The organism is Pedobacter yonginensis, from assembly GCF_003173595.1.
GTDB classification, from domain to species: Bacteria; Bacteroidota; Bacteroidia; order Sphingobacteriales; family Sphingobacteriaceae; genus Pedobacter; species Pedobacter yonginense.
The window spans coordinates 479,788-498,121 of record NZ_QGNZ01000002.1; the positions used below are offsets into that span (position 1 = coordinate 479,788).

Sequence of the window (18,334 nt, forward strand, 5' to 3'; positions counted from 1 at the left end):
AGCTAAAGGCTTTTATTTTCAATATGCTTATCTTATTTTAGATAGGCATATTTTTTTTTTGCCAAATATCCAATCACCTTGATTACCGCCTATGAATTTTTTAACCAGCAGAAAAATTTTTATTACGGTTGCTGCATTGATTACCTGGTTTGCCATTAGTTTGCAGTTTAATGTGAGTTTACAAGCACTTAACAGCAATTACCCTGCAACCATCAAGTTATTATTATCTTATTTTACGGTAACTACAAACATTATTCTTGCCTTATGCTTCACCACACTTTGGCTATTTGAAGATACTGCTTTAGGGAAGTTCTTTTCGAAATCAAATACATTAACCGCCATAACGGTTTACATCTCTGTGGTGGCCTTGGTGTACAATACCATATTACGAGGCTTAGTTACCCCGCTGGGCTGGGCCAGAATTGCGGATGAACTGCTCCACGTTGTTGATCCCTTAATTTTTATCGCCTTTTGGATCTTTTTTGTAGATAAATCAAAACTTGAATATAAGGCTGCAAAGTTTTGGATGATTTATCCTTTGGTTTACGTTGTTTTTGTGGTGATACGTGGTGCCCTGATTGGGCAATATCCCTATCCTTTTATCAATGTAATTGATTTGGGTTATCCTAAAGCAATTATAAATGCAACTGTGGTTGTAATCATTTTCTATTTGCTTTCTTTATTTCTCATTTTTATTGGCAAAAGAAGTACGGAAAAGCATTAAAGGATATATTCATCATTTATCGGTTTGATGGGTTCAGGAATTTCCTCTTCCTCAAGCATTTGTAACAGATTGATTTCTATTGTTCGGGTGATTTGGTTGAGCGGAACGCCGGCAGAATTATTTTCGAAAGGGTTAACCAAACTCATCCCATTGATTTGTGTTGATACAAACACAAAACCTATTAACCAACCTAAAAATATGGAATAAATACCTGCTGATTGGCTGATAACCAAGGTAAAAGTAACCACAAATAGCCAAATAAACACTTTTGTTAGGTAAGAATACGTCGTTGGAAAAATGGTGTTTTTTATTCTTTCGCTCATACCCATCGAATCGGAAAAACGGATAAGCATTTCGTTTATTTCCATAAATCGGAAACCATCAATTGCATTCGATTTTGATAATTTCTGTAAATCTCTAGATTGAATGTTTAGAAGCGCATTATGCGCATTGTTGTGTTTTTCGATCTCCTTTAAATCTTCTTCATTTAAATACTTGATGTAGATTTCATCAACCGTACCCCTGAGGTTTGCTTTTAGGGCATATAAAAAAGCAAGGTGACGATAAATCATTCGTTTTACCGTTTCATCATCTGCATCTACATAGTTAAGGAGGTTTCTGGCAAAAGAGCGGCTATCGTTAACCAATGCGCCCCAAATTTTACGGGCTTCCCACCATCTATCATAAGCTTGATTGTTGTTAAAACCAATAAAAAAAGCAATTGCAGTACCCAAAAGTGTTGGGATGATGGATGGGATTTCGAAGTGATGGGCAATTAAATATTCTCTTACCAGATAGGATACTGTGCAAGATGCGATCATAATTAAATCGACTTGCCAAGTGTTTCTTAAAATTCTACTCAGTCTAATGTTTTGTATTAAAAGCATATATTGTGTTTAGCAGTTGAAAATACAAAAGAAAGGCCAAAATGTTTCATCTGTAAAAATTTTACTGCTAAATAAATCAGGTTATTGATTTGTGGTACAAATGTTTATCTTAGAAAACCAAATATTCCTATTGTATGAGCGAAACCCTACCGAAGAATAATATTTTCAAAGTTATTGGAGCATCCTCTTTGGGCACTTTAATAGAGTGGTATGATTTTTATATTTTCGGTAGTCTTGCCGTAATTATTGGTCACCAGTTATTTCCAGAGGATGCCGGTGCTTCTGCCTTAATTAATACCCTTGCCATTTTTGCTGCCGGTTTTATTGTACGCCCGTTTGGAGCGCTTGTTTTTGGTAGGCTTGGCGATTTAATCGGTCGCAAATATACGTTCTTGTTAACGCTTGTTTTAATGGGGGGTTCTACCTTTTTGATTGGCTTAATCCCATCATACAAAAGTATTGGTTATGCGGCTCCGATCTTAGTTTTAATTTTAAGGTTAATTCAAGGGCTTGCACTGGGCGGAGAGTATGGCGGGGCGGCCACCTATGTGGCTGAACATGCGCCTAAAAATAGACGAGGGTTTTTTACCAGCTGGATTCAGACTACAGCAACCTTGGGCCTATTCTTATCGTTGGGGGTAATTGTTATAACCAAAAACCTTTTAGGTGCCGAAACTTTTGGCGATTGGGGCTGGAGAATCCCTTTCTTATTATCGATTGTATTGGTGGTGGTGTCTATCTACATCCGCATGAAAATGCACGAATCGCCCATGTTTTCGAAACTAAAAGCGGAAGGAAACATTTCCAAAAATCCACTAAAGGAGAGTTTTAACAATAAGGGAAACTTTAAAATGGTTTTGTTGGCTTTATTTGGGGCAACTATGGGCCAAGGGGTAATCTGGTACACGGGTCAATTTTATGCACAGTCATTTTTAGAAAACACCTGTAAGTTAGATTTTAACGATTCGAGATACATCCTTCTTTGGGGTATTGCGTTTGCCACGCCATTTTTTGTAATTTTTGGTGCTTGGAGTGATCGGGTTGGGCGGAAATGGATTATGCTAAGTGGCATGTTGCTGGGTATAATTTTCTACCGTCCTATTTATCAAATATTTTTAGATGATACCGATTTTACCAAAATTGAAAAAGCCGATACTTTCTCTTCAACGAATGTAAGCACAGCTGTTTTGATAAATGGAACGCAGGATATTTTGAGCACATTAACCACAAAAGTTTTGCTCAAAAATGGAGCATCTTTCAACATCATTCAGGCAGATACGGTTTCCGCTACGAAAGGGCTTTTACCGGGTAAAGCGGTAATGAAAGATAAAGTACTACCTGCCCGTGTGTTTTGGAAGTTTGTAGGCTTAATTTTCTTTCAAATTTTATTAGTGACCATGGTTTATGGCCCAATTGCGGCATTTTTAGTCGAACTGTTTCCTACAAAAATTAGATACACCTCCATGTCTTTACCTTACCACATTGGCAATGGGGTATTTGGTGGTTTGGTGCCTTTTATTGCTACCCTGATTGCGAGTTTTGCTGGTGCTACACCCTTATCTGGCTTGTGGTATCCTATTGGTATAGCCGCACTTAGCTTAGTTATTGGCACGGTTTATCTATCAAATAAAAAAGACGAGCGCATTAACGATTAAATAGAAATATATGAACGCGTTAAAGAAATTTTTAGGTGTAATTTGGTTGATTACGGGACCGCTGACAATGGCATTTTTAATTGTTCAGGCCATCCAAAAGGTTGGGTTAACCCATACCGATATTGAGCGAACCAATACCATTCTACAGTGGGCAATTATTCTATTTATTTTCTTCCCAATTAGCATTGGATTGGTGATTTTTGGTTTTTATGCTCTGAGAGGTGAGTATGACCGCTTGCCGGAAAGCTCTGAAGATATTTAAGGGTATATCATTTGAAAAAAAGCAGCGTTTTAATCCTTGATGGGTTTAAGCCCTTACTTGGTAATCAAATAGATAAAGGATTTGAAAACAAATGCAGTACTGCTTCGGTTTGGTTCTGTCTTGCTGTACCTCTAAGCGCTATGAAAAATAGCGGCTTTCTGCGCCATCAGGTTCAAATTATAATTGTGGCAAATGATTTAAGGGTTTGGGTGGGTATAAATGTCTTGGCCAGCTGTGGATTTAGGCATTTGCACAGGAGTATTGATTGTGGTGCGCGCAGACACGAACTTCGGTAGTTAACCACCAAGCACGGCATTAGGTGGGAATATTATGCAGCAACGGGAGTAACCTAAACCCGATATAAGGGTAAAGCCCCCATTCAAGCTTCTGAAGGTTGTTACGGTGGGCGTAATTTCTTATTTGCATAAGCTTTTGGGGCTTGGAACGATTAGCGGGACGAACGCTAAAATGTGCAGTGCAATTGCTTTTCAAATTAAATTCATGCACACCTAAGTTTAGAGTACCCTTAACAACAAACCTTTTAAGTACTCACCTTCTGGAAAAGATATTCGAACTGGGTGATCTTCTGGCTGGCAAAATTGTTTGATAATTTGTACTTCTTTGCCAGCATCTAACGCTGCCCAAGCAATAATTTGCTTAAAGGTTTCGATATCCACCGCTCCAGAGCAAGAAAATGTTGCGAGTAATCCGCCTTTTTCCAACAACAACATACCCAAACGGTTTAGGTCTTTGTAGGCTCTCGCTGCACGATCTAAGGCAGACCGTGATGGTGCATATTTTGGTGGATCGAGTACAATGACATCGAAAGTTTCGCCTGATTCTTTAAACGCTCTGAGCTGCTTATTTACATCTGACTGTATTGCGGTAACTTTTTCTTCGCTGAAATGATTTAAAATAATGTTTTGTTTAAGGGTTTCTACGGCGAGGGCAGAGCTATCTACACTGGTTATGCTTTTCGCTCCGTTTGCTAAACTATTTAAACTGAAACCGCCGCTGTAACTGAAACAATCTAAAACCCTTTTCCCTTTGGTATAGCTGGCTAAAATTTTTCGGTTATCGCGCTGATCGCAATAAAAGCCTGATTTTTGTCCATCTGCAATGTTGATGTTGTAAATAATGCCGTTCTCTTTTACCTCTAATAATTCTGGTGGGTTTTCGCCCCAAATTAATCCGTTTTCTATCGGTAAACCTTCGTGCGTACGGGCTGTGGCATCGCTCTTATCAAAAATTCCTGTCGGATTTAGCGCTGCTTTTAGTATATCTACAATAATATCTTTTACTTTTTCAATGCCTGAACTTAAAATTTGGAGGGATAGAAAGTTGGCATATTTATCTACAATTAATCCGGGTAGGAAATCGGCTTCGCTAAACACCAAGCGGCAGGTATTGGTTTCTTCGGTTAAAATAAACTGGCGCGATGCGATGGCTTGTTTCAAGCGGTTTTCGTACCAAGCTTTATCAATGGTTTGGGTTTCATCCCATTCTAACAATCTAACGGCTACCCTAGAGTTGCTGTTAAAATAGCCATAGGCAAGAAATTCATTATCAAAAGCAAAAACTTTAACTACGTCGCCATCTTCTGGTTTCCCCTTTATTTTCTCTAATGCTCCAGAGAATACCCATGGATGTCTTTGTAACGCTGCTTTTTCTTTACCCTTTTTTAATACGATTTCTACCATGGGGCAAAGGTAATAATTAGTTTGGAGTTAAGGGTTTGAGTTTTGAAACTGCCTAGGATGGATAAGGCTACAAAAATCTATTGCCTAAGTTTTTCTTCATTCTTACCAGTTCGGTATCTAAAACTCTGGTTTCAAATTCGGTAATTGGCCTTTTGGCTTCAATCATAGAAATGAGCAGTTCTGTTGCTACCTGTCCGATTTCGAAGGCGGGTTGCTTAACGGAGGTTAATGAGGGGGAGAACAGTTCGACTAAATTGGAGTTGGTAAATCCGGCTATAGCAATTTTATGGGCTACCTCTGGGTTGGTGTTTTTGAGTGCCAAAATGCAGCCTGTAGTTAATCTATCGCTCGAAATAAAAATACCATCTGGTTTTAGGGGCAAAAGCTCTTTTACGGCTTGCTCTAATTCGGCACTGTGCATACCGCCATGCTGGCAATATTTTACCAGTTCGGGTTTAAATTCGATGTGGTATTTGCTTAGGGCGGCTTTGTAACCCGCTAATCTTTCTTTGGTATTGGATAATGTTTCGGAATTGGTTAAATGCGCAATTACCCTTTTTCCTGAAAGAATTAAATGTTCGGTTGCATCAAAAGAACCTTTGAAATTATTGGCGATAACCTTATGGGTTTCAAAATCTTCGGGTACGCGATCGAAGAAAACAATGGGGAGCCCTTTTGCATATAAATCTCTTAGATAGTCGATATCTTGTGTTTCTGATGATAGGGCAATCAACAGGCCATCAATAGAACGTGAGGCTAAATGCTCTACGTTGAGTTTTTCTTGTTTGTACGATTCGTGACTTTGAGATATGATTACATGGTAATCTCGATCGTAAGCGATGGATTCGATACCATTGATTACCTGAGAGAAAAAGTTGTTGGCAATTTCGCTAACAATAATGCCGATGGAGTAACTTCTGCGTTCTTTTAAGCTTCTGGCAATGGGGTTTGCTCGGTAATTTACCTTTTCGGCATAGGCTAAAACAAGTTTTTTGGTTTCCTCACTAATTTCGTAACGGTCTCTTAAAGCTCGGGAAACGGTTGATGTGGAGAGCCCCAAAGCTTTAGCGATATCTTTTATGGTAGAAGTTTCAAATCTCATTTTTAGTACTTGCACCCAAGTTACAAAAAATATCTCTTTTGGGGTTTTAAACGGCTTTATTTAATAAACGTTAAAACAACGTTTTTGGGAACGTTTGCACACTTTTTTGGGCAAAACTGTTACCAAGCCGTTTTTAGTTTGTAAAATTGTTACACGTTACAACCAAATATTAACAATGAATATTCTCTTTAACTAAGAATAATATTCTACATACAAGCAGTTGCTTGAAACAAAAAAACCAAATTCAACATGTTATGAGCAAAATTTTACTCTTACTCAGTATTTTTACTTTTTATGTCGGGATAGCCAACGCTCAAACCAAGCAGGTAAGCGGAACGGTATCAGAAAAGGGCGGCGAAACAATTCCAGGGGTTAGCGTTCTTGTAAAAGGGGCTAAAACCGGCACGCAAACAGATAACAACGGGAGGTTTACCATAACCGTTTCTCCGGGTGCGGTTTTAGTGTTCAATTATGTTGGCTACGCATCTAAAGAGGTTACCGTTGGCAACCAAACCAATTTAAAAGTTACTCTTGAATCAAACGCTACGGATTTGGGAGAGGTGGTAGCGATTGGATATGCTACAGTTAATAGAAGAGATTTAACAGGCTCTGTATCTTCTGTTGGTGCCAAGCAATTAAAAGACATTCCAAACAATTCATTAGCAGAAGCAATCTCCGGCCGATTGGCAGGGGTTCAGATTACTGTTTCTGAGGGTACGCCAAATGCAAGTGCTCAAATTAGAGTACGTGGTGGTGGATCCATCACTCAAGACAATACCCCTTTATATGTTGTGGATGGTGTTCAGGTCGAAAATGCACTCTCTGTTTTGTCTCCGCAAGACATTGAAAGTATAGATGTTTTGAAAGATGCATCGGCAACAGCCATTTATGGTTCGCGTGGAGCCAACGGTGTGGTGTTAATTACCACTAAGGGCGGCAAAGAAATGAAAACGACCATAAATTACAATGGCTTTGTTGGTTTCAGACAGTTGGCCAATAAACTTGAGGTGATGAATCCTTACGATTTTGTTAAATATCAATACGAGGCCAGTCGGGGTAATGCAACAAGTGAAAGTTTGTATGCAAGTTACTACGGAATTTTTAATGACTTGGAAAGTTTTAGAAACACGCCATTTGTGGATTGGCAGGAAGAACTATTTGGCCGCAACGCACTTATGCAAACGCATAACGTAGGCATCACTGGTGGCGATGCAAAATCTACTTTTAATTTAAGTGTAACTTCAAACACGGAGGAAGGTGTAATGCTTGCCTCTGATTTTGATAGAAAGTTAATCAACTTCAAATTCGACCACAAATTTAACAGTAAGCTAAAAGTAGCCTTTAATGTTCGATACAATAATACTGTTGTAAATGGAGCAGGTACAAGTAGCGAAGGTTCATCATCATTAAATAGATTGCGCCAGGCCGTTAAGTATCGTCCTCTATTGGTTAAAGGTCAAGATATTCTTGCTTTCGATCCTGATTATGCCAGTGAAACCAATGGAAACAGTTTAGCCTTGGTAAATCCCCTCTTGCTAAATGAGGCTGAATATAAAAAGGCCTTCACAAACGTAACCAACTTTAATGGCTACCTAAATTATATTATTTATAAAGGCATTTCATTTAAGAGTACTTTTGGTGCCGATTTCAATAACAACAGAACAAATGTTTTTAACGACATCATTACCAACGAATCGAGATTGGTGGGCTCTTCTCAGCCAATTGCCTCTATTGCAACGGCAAATAGGCAAACCATAAACAACTCAAACGTGCTTTCTTACACCAACTCTGGGTCAAAAACCGAGTTTAGCAAGCACCACAGCATTGATGCGTTAATAGGTCAAGAGCTTTACCAAGACAAAGTTCAGGCGTATTATACCGAGAACCGATTATTTCCTATCGGGATAACAGCTGAACGGGCCTTAGCCAATATGGCCTTAGGAACAACCCCTGCCGGTGCTGCAACATCCAACGATTTAACTGCCAGATTATTCTCTGTTTTTAGTCGATTTAACTATTCATTCGATAAAAAATACTTGCTAACCCTAACCATGAGAGCCGATGGTTCATCAAAATTTGCTGAAGGCAACAAGTGGGGTTACTTCCCTTCTGGATCTGTAGCGTGGAGAATCTCAGATGAAAAATTTATGGAGAAATTTAAAAATGCAATTCGCTTAGATGATTTAAAGCTTAGGGTGAGCTATGGAGAAGCGGGTAACAATCGGATTGCAGATTTCTTATATACCACTCAGTTTAAGCCAAATGCATTTTACGACATTAATAACACATTGGTTACGGCCTTAGTTGCTACAGAACTTGCCAACCCTAATTTGAAATGGGAAACCACCGTTTCGAGAAATATTGGTTTGGATGCGAGTTTCTTAAATAGAAGGTTACAATTCTCGCTCGATTTATATAGCAATAAAACTAAAGGCTTACTGGTTAATAACCCTTTCCCGTCAACAAGCGGTTATGCTTTTCAATTGCAAAACATTGGCTCTACAAGCAATAAGGGTATAGAATTTCAAATTAATGGTACACCTATTCAAACCAAAAATTTCTCATGGTCAACCAATTTTAACATCTCCTTCAATAAAAACAGAGTTGAAAGCTTAGGCGATTACCAAAAATCGTTCTTGATTAACTCGGGTTGGGCAGGAACAAATGTACCGGCGGATTATCAGGTTGCTGTTGGCCAAGCCGTAGGTAAAATGTACGGTTTGGTAACGGATGGTTTTTATAAAATAGAGGATTTTACCTATGCAGGTGGCGTTTATACCTTAAAGCCAGGTGTTCCTAACAATTCCAGTGTAACCTCATTAACACCAAAACCTGGAGTTATTAAATTTAAAGATTTAAATGGCGATGGTATTGTAGATATTACGAATGACAGAACCATTATTGGTGATGCTAATCCCAAGTTTACGGGTGGTTTTAATCAATCATTCACCTATAAAAACTTCGATTTGAATGTATTTGTGAATTTTCAGGTTGGGAACGATGTGTTAAATGCAAATAAGCTCGAATTTACGAGTGGATATACCCAAAACGCAAATTTACTTGCAACCATGAATGGGCGATGGAGAAATGTTAACGACCAAGGACTTGTGGTTACAGACCCCACCGAACTTGCTGCATTAAATGCAAACGCGACTTTATGGAGCCCCTTAACCAGCAACAGTTCATTTTTTGTTAATTCTTACGCGGTTGAAGATGGCTCGTTTCTGAGAATCAATAACATAACTTTAGGTTATACCCTACCAACTGATTTAATGAAAAAGTTTAAGATAAACAGGATGCGTTTTTATGCTACAGTGAACAACCTTGCAGTAATCACAAATTATTCTGGTTACGATCCAGAGGTAAATACTCGCCGTAGTACAGGCACAACCCCTGGTGTAGATTATTCTGCTTATCCAAGAAGTAGAGCATTTATTTTCGGTCTAAACTTTACGCTATAACACCTAATTAGAGCAACGATGAAAACTAATTTAAAACTTATTATAAGCGGACTTTTTATTACCGCAACCATCTTCTCAATATCTTCTTGCAAGAAATTTTTAGAAGTAGAACCCATCTCATCTTTCGGTAACGACTATGTTTTTAGTAACGTTACAAATGCACAAAAAGCACTTTTGGGTGTGTACTCATCGCTCGGTGGCGATCAAGGCTATGGCATCCGCTTAAGCATGTATTATCCTTATGATAACGACGAAATGATGGGACAGGGCGGAACACCATATCCTGACAATGAAAGAAGAGATATTGCCCATTACAATGTACAACCAGCAAATACACAATTGGCTGGACCATTTAATCAACTCTATGTTGGTATCGAAAGAGCAAACATCTGTATTGATAATATTCCAAAAATGGAAGCTTACACCAATGGAAGTGCCGCTGATCAAAAGGAATTGAGAAGATTATACGGAGAGGCTTTGGCTTTGAGAGCTCAGTTCTATTTCGAAGTGGTTAGAAACTGGGGCGATGTTCCAGCTCAATTTACTTCATCTATTAACGTATCAGACCCTTACAATTCGAGAACCGATAGAGATACCATTTACAACCGCATCATTAAAGATTTAGCTGTAGCAGCCCCACTTGTGCCTTGGCGTACAGAATCCTCGGTAACAAGTGATAGAATGAGTCAGGGTGCAATTAGAGCCCTGAGAGCCAGATATGCCTTATTCCGTGGTGGTTATGCTTTGAGAAGAGATAGAACGATGAGGCGCAATGCAGATTACAGAACATTTTATCAAATTGCGAAAGATGAGTGTGCAATTATTATGGCAAGAGCAGACCACAAACTTAACCCAAGTTTTCAGTCGGTTTTTAAAGATGGTATCAATGCCCATAAATTCGAAGCTAATGGAGAAGTTTTATGGGAAGTGGGTATGACTGGCGGAAGCTCTGGTGTTGGAGATAGCAAATTAGGATATTATAATGGTCCAAGACAATTTACCGCTGCAACACCCAGCACCGCTGCTGTTGGTAACGCTGCATTAACGATTTTACCCACTTATTTTTATGCCTTTGATGCAAATGATAGAAGACGTGATGTTACCTGTGCGCCTTACGATATTAACCTGGATATGACTTTACGCCCACGTACATTGGTAACCATGCTTGATGGAAAATTTAGAAGAGATTGGCAAATACCGGCAGTTACCACAAGTGCGGCGCAGTATTTCGGTGTAAACTGGCCAGTTATACGTTATTCGGATGTTTTATTGATGTTTGCCGAAGCTGATAACGAGTTAAGTGGCGCGCCAACCGCCGCAGCAAAAGCAGCTTTTGAGCAAGTTCGTACTCGTGGTTTTGGAGGCAATGCTGCACTCATCGGAACTACACCTTCAGATTATACGGGTTTCTTTAATGCAATTGTGAAAGAACGTCAATTAGAATTTGGAGGAGAGGGAATTCGAAAATATGATTTAATCAGATGGAATTTATTAGCCTCGAAAATTGCAGAAACTAGGGCAAACTTAGCACTGATGGCCGCAAAAGCTGCGCCTTACAATAATTTACCTGCAACCATGTATTACACTCCTAACCAACCTACGGTGGTTTGGCTGAATTCATTTTATGCTCCATCGCCTACAGCACCTGCTGGTTCGGCAAGTGTTGCCTGGAATGCCACAACAATTAATACAACCCTATTAACGTATTATTCAATTGCATTTACGCCCAATAAAAGCGAGTTGTTGCCACTACCTCAATCGGTTATTGATGCCAACCCTAATCTTGGCGGGCAATGGTATGGTTATTAGTGGGAATTTAAATTTATAAAATATCAGGGGCGATGTAATTATCGCCCTTTTTTCATTCAAGAAATTAATAAATTGCCTCATAACTGAAAAGGTATGTTAGTTAAAAAAAGATCATTTGCAATTTGGACGTTCACGTTATTTCTACTGGTTCAACTCAACAATACCCGTGCTCAAAGCAACATTTACCCTTCAGAAATTACCGTATCCAAGGATGGAGCGGGAAACTACCAAACTATACAGGAAGCGGTTAATTCGATAAGGGATTTGGGCGAGAAAGAGGTTAAAATTATCATCAAAAAGGGCATCTATCGAGAAAAACTCATTATTCCTTCTTGGAAAACTAAAATCAAATTAATTGGAGAAAGCAACGAAAACACCATCATAAGCTTTGGAGATTTCTCTGGTAAAAAAAATGCAACTGGGCAAGATGCTTTCGGTACAATTAAATTTTCTACTTATACCTCCTTTACGCTTTTAGTTGCGGGGGATGACATTACACTCGAAAATTTAACCATTGTAAATGATGCAGGGTCTGTTGGACAGGCTGTTGCGTTACACGTAGAAGGCGATCGCTTTGTAGCGAAAAATTGTGCTATTTTAGGTCATCAAGACACCCTCTATGGCGCTTCGGAAAGTAGCCGACAACTGTACACCAACTGCTATATTGAAGGTACTACCGACTTTATTTTTGGGAAAGCTACCATGGTGTTTAAAAATTGCCTGATTAAAAGTTTAAGCAATTCTTACATTACTGCTGCGGCAACCTCTTCCAGACAGAAATTTGGATTCGTTTTTTTTAATTGTACATTAATTGCCGATAGCAGTGTTACTAAAGTTTATCTGGGCAGGCCATGGCGACCCTATGCCAAAACCGTTTTTATTAACTGTGAGCTTGGCAAACACATTGCCCCTGAAGGTTGGAATCCTTGGAAGGGTGATGCCATGTTTCTTGACAAGGATAGAACAGCATATTATGCCGAATACCAGAGCAAAGGCTTAGGCGCTTCTGCGAAAAAGCGTGTGCCATGGTCTAAACAGTTAACTGCTAGGCAGGCAAGGGTTTATACAGTACAAAATATCTTAAAAGGGCTGGATGATTGGAAGCCCTAGATTTTAAAAAGGGGACGCGTCATAAATCAATTGACCTTGAAGCCTGATGTTTCGTTGATTTAATCATAGATTTTATTTTAGGATTGAAAATCCCTAGCTCGAAAGTCGGGATTGCAAATCCCGACTAACAAGTAATGATTTACACCGCTCAAAATATCTTGAAAGGGCTGGATGATTGGAAGCCTCAAATTTTAAAAAGGGGACGCGTCATAAATCAATCTGACCTTGAAGCCTGACGTTTTATTGGTTTAATCATAAGTTTTATTTTAGGATTGAAAATCCCTAGCTCGAAAGTCGGGATTGCAAATCCCGACTAACAAGTAACCTTAGATTTTAAAAAGAAGACGTGTCATAAATCAATCTGACCTTGAAGCCTGATTTTTTAATAGATTAGTCATAGGTTTTATCTAAGGATTGCAAATCCCTAGCTCGAAAATCGGGATTGCAAATCCCGACTAACAAGTTTAATATCAAAGATCTCTCTATTCCGCCGCACTCTAGGGGATAGAACGGATTGCTGATGCGTCCAAAATCCCCACGAGCAAATACCATCTGCTACAAAGCCACCAAAACCTTTTTGATTCATCATATACCCTACCGAATCTTTTCTAGAATATATATTTCGTGCTTAAAAAATTAGAGTCGTTTGCGCCGACGATTTCATTTAACAACTTCTTGTTGTTATCTGTAAGTTTTGTTGCAACTAATGACCTGATGGAGAAAGATCGCAATGCATCTACAACAGAAAGCGTACCTTCGGCACTATCCTTACGACCTGTAAACGGAAACACATCGGGCCCTCGCTGGCATTGGCAATTGATGTTAACACGGCTTACTTGATTCACCAAAGGATCAATAAGGGATGAAATCACAGCAGCGTTATTGCTAAAAATACTCACTTGCTGTCCGTGTGGCGAGCCAATTAAATACTCTATCGGTTCTTCCAAATCATCAAATGGAACAACTGGAATTACGGGCCCAAATTGTTCTTCTCGATACAACTTCATGTTGCTCGTTACCGGATAAATTACAGCTGGATAAACGAAGGTTTCTAATGTTTGCCCACCATTTTCGTTCACCACTTTTGCACCGTGGCTAAGCGCATCATCTATACATTCCTTTAAATATTCTGGTTTATTGAGTTCGGGAAGTGGCGTTAAGCTAACCCCCTTTTCCCATGGCATACCGAATTTTAACTTCTCAACTTCTGCGGATAAGCGCTTTAAAAACTCCTGCGCCAAACTGCGGTGCACATGTACAATTTTAATCGCGGTGCAACGCTGTCCGTTAAACGAGAGCGATCCTAAAACGGTTTCGGAAACGGCCAAATCCAAATCGGCATCTTTCGTAATAATCGCTGCGTTTTTAGCATCCAAACCCAAAATTGCACGTAAGCGGTTAACTTTTGGGTGTAATTTCTTCAGCTCGTTGGCTACCTTGCTCGATCCAATAAGTGTTAAAACATTAATTTTTCCCGACTTCATTAAACCTGGTACAATTGTGTTTCCACGTCCATAAATCGTGTTTACCACCCCTTTTGGGAAACTAGAACGGAAAGCCTCAAGCAATGGATAGTGCAGTAATGTTCCATGTTTAGGCGGTTTGAATAAGAGGGTGTTGCCCATAATTAAGGCAGGAATTAAGGTAGTGAAGGTTTCGTTTAAAGGGTAGTTAAATGGCCCCATACAAAGCACCACCCCAAGTGGCGAACGACGAACCTGAGCCACAATTCCCTGCTCCATCTCAAAACGAGATGACTGGCGATCGATGTCCTTCAAGGCATCGATTGTTGCATAAATATATTCTATCGTTCTATCGAATTCTTTTATCGAATCTGCATGTGATTTACCAATTTCCCACATGATGAGCTTGGCAACAATTTCCTTTTGCTCAAGCATTTTATGCGTAAAATTTTCTACGCAGGTAATTCTATCGGCAACGCTCATGGTAGGCCATTGCCCACGTCCATTATCGTAAGCCGCCACCGCAGCATTTAACGCTTCGGTAGATTCTTTTTCGGTGCACACCGGAAAACTCCCAATTCGCTTTCGTTTTAAGCCATCAGCAGTTTTGATACATACGGGAGAGAAAACTTCATTAAATGGGCCATCCCAGGTTTTCATTTCCCCATTGGAAAGAAATTCCCTTTGATTGATTTCTTCTTTAAGCCTAAACTCATCTGGAATTTGGCTTTCTTCAACGAAAATATTTTCGAGGTTTAAGGGTGTGCTCAATTTTGGTTCGTTTGTAAGGTTTGTTTATTCTGTAAATCTATGGTTTTAGTATAGATTAAAATTGAATTAATTTAAATTTGAAAATTTGCCCAGTGCATAAACGCGATGCAGTTGTCTTATTTTAGCTCGATAACTTTATATTTTGGAACGAGGGTTTTCATTACCGTCCATCCGATTAAATAGCATACGGCACAAATGGAAAAGATGATAAAATAACCGGCTTCCTCGCCTTTGAAACCCATGAATATGATTTTGTTTTTTCCGGTGTAATCGAACAGTAAGCCCGAGCCTTTATTGATGATGAAGGAGCCAAGCCCTCCTGCCATACCGCCGATACCTGTAATGGTTGCGATTGCTTTTTTAGGAAACATATCGCCAACTGTAGAAAATATATTAGCCGACCACGCTTGATGCGCTGCTCCTGCAATACCGATAATAATTACCGGAATCCAGTAGGTAATGTGTCCTAAAGGTTGTGCGGCAAGTGCCAACAAAGGGAAAAACGCAAAAATGAGCATCGCCCGCATTCTACCTTCATATGGGTTCATTCCTTTTTTATCAACGAAATAAGTTGGTAACCAACCCCCAATAATAGACAATAGTGTGATCATATAAAGCACAAATAGTGGCAATGCACTTTGGGTAGAATCCATTCCGTAAACGGATTTTAGGTAAGCTGGGGTCCAGAATAGAAAGAACCACCATACCCCATCCGTCATAAACTTACCAAAGGCAAAAGCCCAGGTTTGTTTGTATTTGAAGCAATCGATAAAGGAAACTTTTTCTTTGGTTTCTTCAACGTAGGTTGCTAATTTCCGATCGTTAATTACATCTTGCTGAATATAAGCCAATTCCTCAGCACTAACTCGTTTATGCAACTCTGGTTTGTTGTAAACGAAAACCCATAGTCCCATCCATACAAAGCCCAATGCACCAATTATAATGAACGACATTTCCCAACCGTATGCCTTGGCAATAAATGGAATTGTTATCGGAGCTGCCAGTGCCCCTACGGTTGCCCCTGCATTAAAAATACTCGTTGCAAACGCCCGATCTTTCTTTGGGAAATATTCTGCAGTGGCTTTAATGGCAGCCGGAAAGTTTCCAGCTTCGCCAACCGCCAACACGAAACGAGCGAAAATAAATAAGGTTACACTTACCGAAACCACCATTCCTGTATTGTTAATGCCAGCGATGATTTCTTTTGCACCCTCAAAACCTACAAGCCAGTTTCCGCTAATGATGCCAGCCGTTGCAATACCACAAAAAGCGTGTAAACAAGCGCCAACTGACCATACACCAATGGCCCACAAAAAGCCCTTCTTTGTATCTAATTTGTCAACCAATCTGCCTGCAAAAAGCATCGATATGGCATAAAAGATTGAGAATAATGCGGTAATATTTCCATAGTCGTTATTATCCCAATGGAATTCTGGCTTGATAAAATCCGTCCAGGTTAGAGAAAGTACCTGTCTATCTAAATAATTAATTGTAGTGGCAAGAAACAATAGTAAACATATCGTCCACCTGTATTTGCTTGGTCTGGTTTGGTTCATTTGGTTAGGGGTGTTTTGGATTTTATTTACTTTGCTTAATTAAATCAAGCGCCAGTTTTGTGTTGTCAAATAACTCTTCGTATAAACCTTTGCTCATAACGTCTTTACTGATGAGTTTACTGCCCATGCCCACGGCACAAACACCGGCTTTAAACCAGGTTTTCAAATTGTCGGCATCAATTTCTACTCCGCCTGTTGGCATAAACAGTTGGCCTGCAAACAAATCTTTTATAGAAGAAATAAACTCTGGACCTAAAATATTAGCGGGAAATATTTTGATAAGCATAGCTTTGTATTCTTGCGCAACGCTGATTTCGGTTGGCGTCATACAGCCAGGAATCCAAAGCATACCGATTTTATTCGCAATTTCTGCAACTGCCGGATTTACGATTGGAGCAACAATAAAATCCGTTCCTGCATCTATAAAAGCATGTGCATCTGCGGGTGTTTTAATGGTGCCTATACCCAAATAAAGATCGGGCATTTCGGCATCGCGAATTTCTTTTAGTTTTTTAAAGTTTGGTAAAGCAGATTTTCCGCGGTTGGTATATTCAAAAACCCGCACCCCTGCCTCATACAGCGTGCGCAAGATTTCAATACTTCCTGCTTCGCTATCTTGGTAGAAGAGCGGTAGCATGCCTTGCTCTAAAATGGCATCTAAAATTTTATGCTTGTTGCTGATCATCTTATTATTCGTTTTTCTATATCGGCCACCGTACTTGTAGTGGCATCGCTTGGAATGTATAATTTATCGTAGGCTGCTGCGGTAGCAAAGTTTAGCGTTTCATGAACTGATAATTGATTGTAAAAACCATAAATTAATCCGGCCATAAAACAATCGCCACTGCCCACCTTATCTAGAATTTTTTCTGAAACATATTCTTCAGAAACCGTTAATTCGTTATTGGCGTAAAGTGTTGTGTAATACCTAATTCCATTACCATGATCAAACCGAAAGGTATTGGCAACCGCTTTGCACGAGGTAAACAAACTTAATATTTCTTTAGAGGTATCTGTTGCTTGTTGCAGTAACGTTTCCTTTGCATAACCTTCAGTGGGTTTTAAATCATCGTGGAGCGCTGTACCCAACATTTTGTTTGCCGCCCAAACATTGCCCATAATCAAATTACAATATTTGGCCAATTCTGGCAGAACATCAATAGGCTCTTTGCCATATTTCCAGAGTTTGGAACGGTAGTTTAAGTCTAAGGAAATGGTGATGTTTTTAGTGCTCGCCGCCTTCAATGCTTCCAAACACACATCGGCAAGGGATTGATTTATTGCTGGGCAAATGGCACTAAAATGGAACCAAGTAACCCCTTCAAAAACTTCATCCCAGTTAATTTGTCCAACTTCCAGTTGGGCATAGGCCGAATTTGAACGATCGTAAATTACACCTGCATTTTTTAAATCCTTTCCCTTTGGCAAATAATATAAACCCAAGCGCTCGCCATGATAAACCATAGCAGAGGTATCTATATTTTTTTTGTCTAGATGATCTACAATTTCATCTGTTATCGAATTTTTGGGCACAGCAGATAGATAAGCCGATGGCACCTCCCATAGGGCTAAAGCAGTAGCTACATTTAGCTCTGCACCACCAATATAAAAGGGCAGCTTGTTTTCTTTTAACCATTGGCCATCCATATCGGGGCAAATGCGTAAAAGTAGTTCGCCAAAGCTTAAAACTTTTTCTCCTTCTTTTAATGAAGCTAATATTTGGTCGCTCATTTTATGTTTAATCGGCGTATTTCATACCATTTTACAAATTGGTATAAAAAGAAAGGAAAACGATTGAAATGATTTGATTCAAACGAATTTCGTTCAAAAAGCC

The 18,334-nt window shown here is 39.4% G+C and carries 13 protein-coding genes; 6 read left to right on the forward strand and 7 right to left on the reverse strand.

Annotation, left to right across the window (positions count from 1 at the left end; translation table 11 throughout):
* Nucleotides 1–91: 91 nt before the first annotated feature.
* On the forward strand, nt 92–724 hold the full coding sequence (locus tag DHW03_RS08885; RefSeq protein WP_109925391.1) for a Pr6Pr family membrane protein: 633 nt from the start codon (nt 92–94) through the stop codon (nt 722–724).
* On the opposite strand, the gene DHW03_RS08890 is transcribed toward DHW03_RS08885, so the two are convergent.
* Complete coding sequence (locus DHW03_RS08890) at nt 721–1,611, reverse strand: bestrophin family protein (protein WP_109925392.1); 891 nt, start codon at nt 1,609–1,611, stop codon at nt 721–723. The two genes, DHW03_RS08885 and DHW03_RS08890, sit on opposite strands and share 4 nt — an antisense overlap.
* A 134-nt stretch (nt 1,612–1,745) precedes the next feature.
* Here DHW03_RS08890 and DHW03_RS08895 point away from each other — a divergent pair, with 134 nt between their 5' ends.
* Together DHW03_RS08895 and DHW03_RS08900 are read left to right on the forward strand one after the other, a co-directional pair.
* A complete protein-coding gene (locus tag DHW03_RS08895; protein WP_109925393.1) occupies nt 1,746–3,266 on the forward strand; it encodes an MFS transporter in 1,521 nt (506 codons plus the stop codon).
* 10 nt (nt 3,267–3,276) lie between these two features.
* The gene (locus DHW03_RS08900; RefSeq protein WP_109925394.1) at nt 3,277–3,528 is read left to right on the forward strand and encodes a DUF6814 family protein; all 252 of its coding nucleotides are present in this window, start codon (nt 3,277–3,279) and stop codon (nt 3,526–3,528) included.
* Between the two features lie 515 nt (nt 3,529–4,043).
* On the opposite strand, the gene DHW03_RS08910 is transcribed toward DHW03_RS08900, so the two are convergent.
* Nucleotides 4,044–5,228, reverse strand: coding sequence for a class I SAM-dependent rRNA methyltransferase (locus DHW03_RS08910; RefSeq protein WP_109925396.1), 1,185 nt, complete (start codon nt 5,226–5,228; stop codon nt 4,044–4,046).
* A 67-nt stretch (nt 5,229–5,295) separates the two neighbouring features.
* Nucleotides 5,296–6,330, reverse strand: a complete 1,035-nt coding sequence (locus DHW03_RS08915) for a LacI family DNA-binding transcriptional regulator (protein ID WP_109925397.1) — start codon at nt 6,328–6,330, stop codon at nt 5,296–5,298.
* 254 nt (nt 6,331–6,584) lie between these two features.
* Here DHW03_RS08915 and DHW03_RS08920 point away from each other — a divergent pair, with 254 nt between their 5' ends.
* The 3 genes from DHW03_RS08920 (at nt 6,585) to DHW03_RS08930 (ending at nt 12,710) form a co-directional block, all read left to right on the forward strand.
* Nucleotides 6,585–9,791 carry a SusC/RagA family TonB-linked outer membrane protein gene (locus DHW03_RS08920; protein WP_109926000.1) on the forward strand — a complete coding sequence of 1,069 codons (3,207 nt, stop codon included), beginning with the start codon at nt 6,585–6,587 and terminating at the stop codon, nt 9,789–9,791.
* Between the two features lie 18 nt (nt 9,792–9,809).
* Nucleotides 9,810–11,600 (forward strand): RagB/SusD family nutrient uptake outer membrane protein, encoded by a 1,791-nt coding sequence (locus DHW03_RS08925; RefSeq protein ID WP_109925398.1) that lies wholly within the window; start codon nt 9,810–9,812, stop codon nt 11,598–11,600.
* A 93-nt stretch (nt 11,601–11,693) separates the two neighbouring features.
* On the forward strand, nt 11,694–12,710 hold the full coding sequence (locus DHW03_RS08930; RefSeq protein WP_109925399.1) for a pectinesterase family protein: 1,017 nt from the start codon (nt 11,694–11,696) through the stop codon (nt 12,708–12,710).
* Between the two features lie 608 nt (nt 12,711–13,318).
* On the opposite strand, the gene DHW03_RS08935 is transcribed toward DHW03_RS08930, so the two are convergent.
* The 4 genes from DHW03_RS08935 to DHW03_RS08950 all read right to left on the reverse strand — a co-directional run bounded on the left by DHW03_RS08935 (nt 13,319) and on the right by DHW03_RS08950 (nt 18,231).
* Nucleotides 13,319–14,944: an NADP-dependent glyceraldehyde-3-phosphate dehydrogenase gene (locus DHW03_RS08935; RefSeq protein ID WP_109925400.1), complete on the reverse strand. Its 1,626-nt coding sequence runs from the start codon at nt 14,942–14,944 to the stop codon at nt 13,319–13,321.
* A 116-nt stretch (nt 14,945–15,060) separates the two neighbouring features.
* Nucleotides 15,061–16,500 (reverse strand): MFS transporter, encoded by a 1,440-nt coding sequence (locus DHW03_RS08940; protein WP_109925401.1) that lies wholly within the window; start codon nt 16,498–16,500, stop codon nt 15,061–15,063.
* A 22-nt stretch (nt 16,501–16,522) separates the two neighbouring features.
* Nucleotides 16,523–17,185, reverse strand: coding sequence for a bifunctional 4-hydroxy-2-oxoglutarate aldolase/2-dehydro-3-deoxy-phosphogluconate aldolase (locus DHW03_RS08945; protein WP_205940986.1), 663 nt, complete (start codon nt 17,183–17,185; stop codon nt 16,523–16,525).
* Nucleotides 17,182–18,231 (reverse strand): sugar kinase, encoded by a 1,050-nt coding sequence (locus DHW03_RS08950; protein WP_109925402.1) that lies wholly within the window; start codon nt 18,229–18,231, stop codon nt 17,182–17,184. Before DHW03_RS08950 ends, DHW03_RS08945 begins: the two co-directional genes overlap by 4 nt.
* Nucleotides 18,232–18,334 lie beyond the last annotated feature (103 nt).